Consider the following 9,829-nt stretch of genomic DNA (forward strand, 5'->3'; position numbering starts at 1 on the left):
ATATGTACCAACGTTCGGGTTCGAGCAATCGCCCGCCCATGCCCGTGGACACCGCGGTCAGAGAGGCCATCGGCACCTATCACGGTACCGACCAGGACTCATCCCTCAACCAAACGTGAAATTCATGAGCACACCAGTCAGGGGAGTCCGAGGCGTTCACATTCTGCATCGATGATGCGGGCATCGCGAGACGCGGACGTCTCATGTGGATTCGCCGAGTCATCGAAAGCGCCGTCGACCGCAAGTGGATTCGTGCTCTTCGTGTCGCTCTTGCGCGCGAACTCATCGAACAACGCTTGTTTTCGTTCAAGAATTTCCACAATCCGTTCATCCACACTGTCTTTCGCGAGAAGCCGATGGACCTGCACGGTCCGGGTCTGGCCCATGCGATGTGCCCGGGCAATCGCTTGGTCCTCTGAACTTGGCTTCCACTGAGGCTCGGTAATGATAACCACCGACGCGGCCTGGATGTTCAGACCCACACCGCCTGCTTCGATTTGGCTGAGCAGCGCAACCGGTTCGCCGTGATTGGTGAAATCGTCGACCATGAGTTGACGCTCTGACGGACCGACACTGCCTGTCAGTGGACCGACCGCGTTGGCTCCCAGTCGGTTTCGGATTGCAGCAAGGACATCGAGGAAGAAGGAGAACACGATAACCTTGCGGCCGTCCTCGAATGCTTCGTCGACGATTTCGGCGAGGCGCTCCAGTTTCGCCGAGTTTCCGGATTCGTATGCGGCGCGCCGCATGCGCATCATGTTCCGGTCGGTCGCCGCGTTGCGGTACATGCGCTTGTCGTCGGAAGTGAGCTGTACCCACTCGTCGATCTCGATCTTCTCGGGTAGCTCGGTGAGAACATCCTCCTGGTTCCGGCGGAGGTAGACGGGAGCCACAGCCCGCCGGAATTGCCTTGCACCGCCGAGCGCATCGCTGGGGTTGATGCGCGTGGCCAGCCAACCGTCGAGATATCGAACCAGATTGCGGAATTCCTCGACGCGGTTCTCCATCGGTGTTCCGGTCATGAGCAGAAGGTGCTGAGTCTGATCGGTGAGGCGCTGAACATGTCGGGAGCGCTGAGCATCCGGGTTCTTGATGTAATGCGCTTCATCGACGATGAGCATCGCGATCCCGGCGCCAGCTTCGGCCAGAACCCTCAGACGCCCGACTGTGGTGAAGGTTGTCACCGCGATCCCGCCGTGCTCGACCCACCGCGCACCGTGTGTCTCTCGATCGACGCCGTGAAGACTGAACGCGGTGAGCTGCGTGTGCTTCTCGATCTCTTTGAGCCAGTTGATCTGAACACTCGCAGGGCAAACCACCAGGAATTGCGTTCGCCCGTTTGACGCCAGATGAGCGCACACCGCCAGCGCCTGGATTGTCTTGCCCAATCCCATTTCGTCGCCGAGGATCGTCCGTTCCTGGTGGATGGCGTATTGCGCACCGAAGAGTTGGTACCTCCGGAGTGTCGATTTCAGCAGACTCGTATCGAGTGGGAACGCGGAAATCTGCTCGCGTAGCGACGGTTCGAGATATCCATGTGACGCCTCGACGTCTTCTGTCTCGCCCGCACCCCCGAGGGTCGACAACAGCGAATTCACTGCTGCCGCATCGATGAGGTAGTCCTGCCACAGTTGATCGGAGTCATATGCCGACGGATCGGCACCGTGCTCGGCGCTGTCGAGCATCCGACGAAGCAATTCCGTTTGAGGATCGGCGAGCACGGTACGTAGTTTGACCACTGCGGCCGCCGCGACGCCCTTCGTCTCCCGCCCGGTGAACAGCTGACGCAACTTCCCTTGAGCCGCAGGCCCGGCTCGAGTGATGTACGGCTCGACGACGCCACTCAGCGATGCAATCGGGTCACGAAGAGCGGCTACGACCGCATCGGTGTGTCTGATTGCAGCCAGTTGTGCGAGCAGCTGGATATGAGCCGGCGGTCGCCGCTCGGAGTCGATTCGAAGGAAGGTCGTCGAACGCAATGTCGCCTCGTACGCCAAGGCTGCGTCGAGCACCTCGTTGACGGTGTGCGGGCCTACTCCCGGCACCGAAACCAGGTGCCGCGGATCGGTCTGGAGGATATCGGCGACTGTCCGATAGCCGGCCGTGGCGAGGACACCCAGACGAACGGAGCCGCCGATCAGCGGTCGCAACACGTCCAGATTTCGTTCACGCAGCTGCTGAGCGACACTGTCGGCCACGATCACGTCGACCTGGTGCCGGACGGTTGCACGGAGTACGTCCGGGGCATCGAACAAGCTTGCCGCCCGCCGGAAGAATAGGCGCAGGTCGTCGATCGCTTCCCGGGCCGCGCGGCGATCATTCCGCGGCTCGGACCTGCCCGACAAGATCTGATCCTGATTCACCGCGCTCCCTTTGTCGTGGAACTGGTGGCGTAGCTACCTCGACCCCGGCTGAGCTACCACGGTCATCAGTTGCCCAAGGATCGCAGCGTGATCTTCAAGCATCGCGCAATACGCGGGCGGAATCCAGACTGGCCGGCTATTCGTCCACCAGCTCCTGGAAGATACGGGTGCGGTGCCACGCGAAATAGGGCTCACGGGTGCTGGTCCACCATGGGCTCGAATGTCCCCGCAAGTAGTCATCGACGTGGCGCGACACATCGTCGGACTTCTTGACGGCGTTGCTGATCAGGAGCTTGCCTCCCTGGTCCACGCCGATGTAGCCGTGTTCGAACAAGCTGTCACAGCCGACCGTGCAGGCGAGCATGCCGATGTTCTTGAGGTCCTTGCGCTCTTCCTCGGTGCATTGCCCGCGCCGCTTGATATGCGCTGCGATCAGGAGCTGAGTGGGAAAAGTCCGCCCACATAGAGCGCACTGACCTCGCCCATGTTCCAGGAGTCGCCGTTTGAGGGCATGTTGCTCGCGACGGAAGCTCACCTCGCGAGTCCCGTCCGTCGGCCCATCCGGCGCTGCCGAGGCCTGCCGGGAAGTGTTACGCCCCAGCTGATCCGAGTAGCTGAGGTCGACGTCAAGATTGATGAGGTCTGCTAGATTCTCGGCGCGAGAACCCTCGACGACGGTAAAGCCCGATAGTGCGCCGTTTCCGTTCCATCCGATTGCTCGCCGAACCTCTTGAACCGGCACATCGATGGTGCGCAGCTCCACCAGCGCAAACATGTTCTCCCATGCCCGACCGTCCACATCGCGACCCCATAGTCGTTCAGCAAGGGCTTCATTCCGGAACCGTAGACCGATGTGGCTGGTGGCGTGGACTCTGTTGTCACCGCAGAAAGCCACGGGGTCACCGGCATTCAGTTTCTTCCACTTGCCGGTGTTCACGCCCGGCGTCACCGCCCACATGCGAGCCGAGCCGTCCGGGAACACCCGCCGCAGGTCGGCGCGAACTTCGCTGTCCAGTAGATCAATGTGGTCGTCGAATCGAACCTTCGACCGAATCGTCGTGTCGAAGTGCTGCCGGACAGGACGATTGCTGAGGCGGGCAGGCAGCAGGGCGATTCTCACAAGGGCTCCGTCACAACCGGTTTGGCGCTGATATCCGAACACAGCGTCAGACGCTTTGTCCCATTTGACCGAGTCTGCCAGATCAACCCGACCCTCGCATATGTAGGAATCGTTGTTGCACAGGCCATTTCATTTCGACGAGACGTTTCGTATGCTCACGCCATGCCGGAATCGCATGTCGTCCTCGCAGGATCCTGGGCCGACTCTCACATATTCAGTGCTGCAACAGCTTTCGCCGATGCCCGCACAAGCGCGCTGACGCTGAAGCAGGCTGTGCAGAGCGGCTGGTATCTGCTGCGATTCCTCGACGACACCTTCTACGTTGGCGAGTCAGTCGACCTACGAGCACGGATGGGCGGGCAAGACAGGAAGTGGGGCGAGGAGATCGCGACCGTGCGGTTCCGGGTGGAGGCGGCCTCCAAGCAGGAATTGAAGCGGCGCGAAAAGATCCTCACTCGCGAGCTGGAGACACTGGGGGTGCCGCTGCGTAATGTGCTCAACGCCAGTATCGAAGCTGGCCGCGATGCGCTCGACGAGCTACTACCCGCGGCCGAGCAGAACCGGTGGCTACGCGATCCGCGCGGGTACAACGCCGCCGATCAGACACCGATGAAATCGATGGCGGCGCAGGAGATCCGGTATTCGACGTCGGCGCGGCGATATCACGACAAGCCCGAGGAAGCCGCGGTCACCGCAGTGTTGCGAACGTTCTTGGAAGCCTGCGTACCAGCGCCACGCGCAACCGAATTCCAGTACTGGTCGGTCAGCACCGGCACCTACAACGGGCGTCGCCGACTATGTGTGAGCGTCGGCAAAATGGAGGTCCTCGTCGTGAACGAGAACCTTTCCGGCTTCCTGAATGTCCGTCGGAGCCTGGTCGCACCGGATCGCCGAAGCGAACGCGAACTCCGCCGCCGCCACCCTGATACAACGCTCCATCACGCGGTATATGACGACGCCGGCACCGACCTGGTGCTGCTCTCCTCCCCGACACTGGACGGTCTGCAGCGACTTCTCGACGATCCGCAAGTAACCGCCGCGGCGGCCCGTCTGGTTTTCGATGTCATGCAGAAACACTTCTGCAAATACACCCGCTACCACTGCCCTCAAGTCGTGCAGTCGGTGTATCCCGGATATCCAAGGGCCATGCACGAGCAGTCCGGAATCGAGGTCGGTCACGCCGTAACCGAGGTGGTACCCGCGCCCTTCTACGCGGAGGCCGATGACGCACCAGCGAACACACCCGAGGGGGAAGTAGCCGCGCACAACGACGAAGAAGCGGGCGATGTCATCTGCTTCTGGATCGTCACAGCCGGACCGCAGAAGTCCGGCCGCAACCAAACTCGCGACTTCCTCGCCCGTGGCGAGTGGCGGATGGACCCCGACCCGCGCTTCGAGTCCAAAGTGGCCGCCATGCTTCCCGGTGAGCGCATCGCAGTGCAGAACCGGCGAAACGTCGCCAGCGACGATATTCCGTTCGACCGCCGCGGAAACCTGGTGTCGGCGATGGATTTCCACCTCACAGGCACCATCAGCAGCAATCCCGGCGACGGCTGCTCAGTGCGGGTGGCATGGGATGCCGCGACCGTTGTGCCGCGACGGTACTACCTGTACACCAGCCAGGACACCGTGTGGGTGATGGCTCGCGGGCTAAGAGCGACTTGGGACGATCTGATCGGTTTCGTGTTCGACGGTAAGCCGCAGCAGAACATCGATGCACTCCGCAATGCTCCGAGGTGGTCCGGTCGGTTCGGCGATAGGTAGTCCGTCGCGGATAAGGCAAAACCGTTCGGGTAGAGGCGAACTCGCCCTACAGTAGACACCGATGTTCAAGCGTTGAAGCTGTCACTGGAATCCGCTATCATGCCTGATCGAACTCACCGGATTGGACAGCGGCCAGGAAGGTGTCCCATCGAGCAGGAGGGAACACCAGCGCTGGGCCGGTCGGATCCTTCGAATCCCGTACACCGACGTTGCCTCCGTATAGGTGCGCGGCCTCCACGCACGCTTCTCCGCCCTGGCTCCTACTGCTCTTGAACCAGTCGGCTCCGGCAAGATCGCTCACGCTTCGTACTCCTTCGCCACACACCTCAAAAGGTGTTTGCTCTCAGCTTCATTCAACGCTACCCGGCCAAACTTCACGTATGCATCGCTGTAGCGGGAGACATCGGTTTCGCTGTCGTAGTACAGACGAGTGCCGTACGACTCCACGTAGATGGTCGTGGGCTCAACGGGTGCGCCGGTGGCGGAATCGCTGGGAAACTCCAAGATCACGAACGGTCCGACGTGGCCGCCTAGAGGAAATCCCGCGCTGAACGGAATGACCCGGACTCGAACATTCGGCGGTGTGTCAGCCAGGCGACGGAGCTGCGCGGCCATGATCTTTCGCGATCCGGCTACCCGCCGCAGCACAGCCTCATCGATGAGAAGGTCGACCTCAACCGGGGACAATCGCCGGGTAATAGCGATTTGCCGCTGCATTCGAACCTGTACCCGCTGTTCCAGCTCCACGGACGTATCTGCGCTGAAGTAGACCCGGTCCAGCGCTCGCGCGTAGTCGGCAGTCTGGACGATGCCGGGCACCGTGTCGGTCTGGTACATCGTGACGCGCTCGGCGGCCAGTTCCAGCGACATATACGTCTCGAAGTCAGCCGGAATCAGGTCCTCATACCTTCTCCACCAATGCGATTCGTCGTCCGACCGAGTCCGCTTGTCAGCTTGCAACGCCAATGCCTTCATCTGATCCATACGCTCAGTCGACACTCCATACAGCTTGCACAACGCCTCGACATCGAGCTGCCGGATTCGCGGGTTCTCCCCCTTCTCCAACCGCTGAAGCGTCCCGGATCCCCGCTCGATCAGCCTGGCCGCATCTACGAGCGATAGCCCTGCCGCTAGCCGCATCTCCCGCAGTTGCCTGCCCAACTGCCGCCGAGGAATCGTGGTCGGATTCTTGCTCATTAGCGTGGCTCCCGAATTTTGGGTGACGCACGTGCCGAAACATGGGTGACTACTTGGCAAACCGTGGATTTCATTGTCAGCGTGTCTTGGACGGCGTGCAGGGGGAATGGGCGGATTCCTTTGGGTCACCCGAATCTCCCACACGTCTACGTCGCCGGGTCTTCTACTGAGCGGGCATCAGCCGACCACCAAACTCACCTGCTCGGTACAAGCCAAATGGAGGCCGTAATGCCTTGGGACATATGGGCTCTGCTGTCGATCATCGCCCTGTGCAGCGCCGTCATCCTCTGGTCCTGCTGGGGCTTCTACACCGAAAGCCGCACGGAGAGCACCAGTTCCCTTCGACTTCTACTCACCGGAGGCGGACACCTCGATGTCCCCCGCCCAAGCGGACACACCACTGGACGACACCGCTCCACTCAACGTTGGAGGTGACCGAACCGTGAACGCCGCCGAAGTAGCCGTCCTGGCCGCACTGCACCCGGACAACGAACTGACCACCGCGCAGCTCCAACAGGCGTCAACCCTGACAAGCTGGCGAACCCGCAACGCACTCGCCCAACTCGAAGCCCGCGGTCTGATCATGCCCAGCCACTCCCGTAGGCGCTGGCGGATCAGTGCCCGCGGTCGAGCCGCGCTCATGACAAAAGGAAAGCGCTTTGCCTGACGTCCAAGGGCCACCGCCACCAGCGTCGACGGGCGGGATCGAGTCCGCATACATACCGTGGCTGGAGCGTCACTACGTGGGTCCGGTCTTCATGACTTGTCCATGACGGATCGGATCTTGCACGCTCGCATACGCCCGATGCGGCGGCCTCCGCACATCAATCATCAATGATAGTTTCGCCCAATTTGTCCGTTAAATCGCCTGTGTACCAAGACGTTCCGTGCTAAACGTTGTAAGTGGATCAATGGGCAGATGTATCGGGCGCAGACTGGAATTCTCCCCAGGACTGGGGCCCATACACCTCGGGCCTCTGGGGATACGCACGCCGTAATCCCGCCAACTACCGCCCTGCCGACTCGAATCCGGTAACGCCCAAAGAAGTGGTCTGGGTTCTCGCCGACCCGGGCTACCCCGCCGTCGCGATCCACCATTCCACCCCGGACTGCGATGTACTAGAGGTCGACTGCGCGCTGGCCCGTCGCTGCGGCGGACCTCCTAGGATCGAGCAGCGCCGGTACGAAAACGTCCGTTCCCGCGCAGCACCACTCGCCTGCCCTGTCTGTGACCGAGACCGGACTGACGAATCGATGCTTCGGGACTGCAGGGTCAATACACACGAGGGGGTGCGGTACGGGAGCGTCGTGCGCTGGCGCGAGACTCCGGACAGACGGTGGTTCGCAATAGTCCGCTACCGGGACACCGGTGGCGACCTGATCGTCGGAGTACTGCCGAGCGAAAAGCTCGAACCCGACGCCAAGTGAGCGGGGTGCATCTCCGGCTGCCTGCCGATGCTGACAGTGCCCCCACTGTCGCCGATCGCATTCGCCCGAACTGCTTGTCAAGATTTTCGGACCCGATTCGAATTTGAGCCGTAACCGCCACCAGCAGCGGTTGATTGGCTTCTGACCTGACCCTGCTGGTTCGGTCTGGTCGGACCAACTCCCGGGGTCCGGTCACATGCCTCGCCCGTGACGAAACATGCTGAGAACCGATATTTTTGGCATTGCTCATATGCGTGGGAGGCCGAGGTTAAGCAATCGTTGACTTAGCGTCCCACCTAATCAGAGGTTCGGCTCCGCGGTTCGAAGCAGTTCCAGCAGACCGTTGACGGAAGCGAACTTCTCATCCGACAGCGGGTCAGGGGCGAAATGCATCAGCTCGTTTCGGATCTTGCGAACCGCCTCGAGCAGTTCGAGGAACTGACCTTGATCGAGTCTCCAGCCGATCTTCGCCCATCGGCTCGAGTCCGCGAGAATGTGACCGTAGTTGCCGAAGGTGAGATCCGACGAGGCCTTGACACGACTGCGTTGCCCCTGAGGAAGAAAAGTCTTGAGTTCCTCGATGTCGAAAATGTCTACTGCACAGCGCAATCGGTTCTCCGCCTCCTCGATCAGGATGAAAGGCCGTGCCAGAGTGCCGAACTGAGCCGTGAGGTCGGAGGCGGTGAGGATTCCGGTGACTCGGGTTCGATCCGCATCACGGACGAAGACGAAACCGTTCTCGTAGATCACCGGGATCTGATCGAGTAGCAGGGCATCGTGATCGACGACCGGGGCGCGCACGATCGCATCCTTCAGCGAAGGGTCGTCGAACGCCATGTGGGCGCGACCGATCGATTCCCACGTCACGGCACCGTGATACGCACCATCGCAATCGATTACAGCAAGTTGCGAGAACTTTCGCTGCACCATCATCGTTTTGGCATACGTCAGAGCGACTTCCGAGGATACCGACATCAATCGCGCAGGCAGGCTGCCGAGCCTCCGCGTCATCGGCTCCGCTTGACTGACGTCTTCGACTTCCGCCGCACCGTAGCCGACTGTCGAGTCCGCGTCGGGCTCCGTGCCGAGCGGCACCAGTGTGATGACCGCGCTGAGATCACCCTCGGTGAAGGGCGGCCGGGTGGTCATGCCTTTGCCCGCGAGATCGGACTTGATCATGGAAATCACTGCGGCCGTGCGGCGCTCGGCACCCCAGTGCTCGAGGAAGTTGCGGATGGTCAACGTACGCGGAGTGGCGAGATCGCGAGCGGCGGCGTCATCCAGCAACTCGCTCGCGCTGGTGACCTCCGCATCGCCCGCGAACCCCGGATCAGCGCCGGTATCGGCCAGACTCGCAATGCGCCGTGCCGCATCGTGCCGCGCCAGCCCGCACACTGTGAGCAGCGAACCGAGGCTGGCTCGAAGGTCGGGTCGGATGGATTCCCAGGCGATATTGGACCGCAGCCAATCGACGCTGCGAACGTGGCGCAGCTCTGGGGGCTCCTGCGCACGATACTGGTACGGCCCGCTTACCCGACCGATCGCGACCCTCCCCGGCAGGGTCTTCAGCGGCATGACGATGTAGTCGCCATCCTTGATGTCGGTGTCGAACTTCCAGAGCTGGCCTGCCCAGTTACCGATCACGGCGCGACCGACGTCGGGATAGGCTCGCTGCAGCGCGGCAATCAACTCCGGCCATGTCGAGTAGGCCTTCAAGTCGCTCATTTCGTCCCAACCAACGATCGCGAGACCGTCCGCGAGAGCTTGAGTTTCACGCTCGCCGTTGCTGCCTCCCCGGATGAGCCACGCCCGCGGATCATGTGAATACTGTGCGACGTCAGGCACGACCGATCTCCCTCCCCTAGCAGGCCTACGCGACCTCGCTGTAATACCCGTGATCAGAGTACGCATTATCGTCACAGCTATGGGCGGATTTCGATCTTGCTATGCACGATTC

The 9,829-nt window shown here is 61.5% G+C and carries 8 protein-coding genes; 3 read left to right on the forward strand and 5 right to left on the reverse strand.

The annotated features are described in order from the left end of the window. Positions 1 to 137 precede the first annotated feature (137 nt). Positions 138 to 2,363: a DEAD/DEAH box helicase gene (locus tag AB0N05_RS13715; RefSeq protein WP_364692424.1), complete on the reverse strand. Its 2,226-nt coding sequence runs from the start codon at positions 2,361 to 2,363 to the stop codon at positions 138 to 140. A 136-nt stretch (positions 2,364 to 2,499) separates the two neighbouring features. Next, the gene (locus AB0N05_RS13720; protein WP_364692427.1) at positions 2,500 to 3,300 is read right to left on the reverse strand and encodes a hypothetical protein; all 801 of its coding nucleotides are present in this window, start codon (positions 3,298 to 3,300) and stop codon (positions 2,500 to 2,502) included. Positions 3,301 to 3,387: 87 nt separating this feature from the next. On the opposite strand from AB0N05_RS13720, the gene AB0N05_RS13725 reads away from it, so the two are divergent. Beyond that, positions 3,388 to 5,247 (forward strand): GIY-YIG nuclease family protein, encoded by a 1,860-nt coding sequence (locus tag AB0N05_RS13725; RefSeq protein ID WP_364692430.1) that lies wholly within the window; start codon positions 3,388 to 3,390, stop codon positions 5,245 to 5,247. A 97-nt stretch (positions 5,248 to 5,344) separates the two neighbouring features. Here the strand turns inward: AB0N05_RS13725 and AB0N05_RS13730 are convergent, their stop codons facing one another. Together AB0N05_RS13730 and AB0N05_RS13735 are read right to left on the reverse strand one after the other, a co-directional pair. Beyond that, positions 5,345 to 5,548: a DUF397 domain-containing protein gene (locus tag AB0N05_RS13730; RefSeq protein WP_364692433.1), complete on the reverse strand. Its 204-nt coding sequence runs from the start codon at positions 5,546 to 5,548 to the stop codon at positions 5,345 to 5,347. After that, entirely contained in the window at positions 5,545 to 6,444 is a 900-nt protein-coding gene (locus tag AB0N05_RS13735; RefSeq protein ID WP_364692435.1) for a helix-turn-helix transcriptional regulator, read from the reverse strand. Before AB0N05_RS13735 ends, AB0N05_RS13730 begins: the two co-directional genes overlap by 4 nt. A 442-nt stretch (positions 6,445 to 6,886) precedes the next feature. On the opposite strand from AB0N05_RS13735, the gene AB0N05_RS13740 reads away from it, so the two are divergent. Then, positions 6,887 to 7,111 carry a hypothetical protein gene (locus tag AB0N05_RS13740; RefSeq protein ID WP_364692437.1) on the forward strand — a complete coding sequence of 75 codons (225 nt, stop codon included), beginning with the start codon at positions 6,887 to 6,889 and terminating at the stop codon, positions 7,109 to 7,111. A 623-nt stretch (positions 7,112 to 7,734) separates the two neighbouring features. Further along, the gene (locus AB0N05_RS13745; protein WP_364692440.1) at positions 7,735 to 7,872 is read left to right on the forward strand and encodes a hypothetical protein; all 138 of its coding nucleotides are present in this window, start codon (positions 7,735 to 7,737) and stop codon (positions 7,870 to 7,872) included. A 300-nt stretch (positions 7,873 to 8,172) separates the two neighbouring features. Here the strand turns inward: AB0N05_RS13745 and AB0N05_RS13750 are convergent, their stop codons facing one another. Further along, positions 8,173 to 9,783 (reverse strand): hypothetical protein, encoded by a 1,611-nt coding sequence (locus AB0N05_RS13750; RefSeq protein WP_364692443.1) that lies wholly within the window; start codon positions 9,781 to 9,783, stop codon positions 8,173 to 8,175. Between the last annotated feature and the right edge of the window lie 46 nt (positions 9,784 to 9,829).

Origin of the sequence: Nocardia sp. NPDC051030 (genome assembly GCF_040683015.1) — a bacterium.
Classification (GTDB): Bacteria; Actinomycetota; Actinomycetes; order Mycobacteriales; family Mycobacteriaceae; genus Nocardia.

Coding starts and splice junctions, on each gene's coding strand:
- AB0N05_RS13735 (WP_364692435.1), bottom strand. CDS start 6,444: ATGAGCAAGAATCCGACCACGATTCCTCGGCGGCAGTTGGGCAGGCAA.
- AB0N05_RS13750 (WP_364692443.1), bottom strand. CDS start 9,783: ATGCGTACTCTGATCACGGGTATTACAGCGAGGTCGCGTAGGCCTGCT.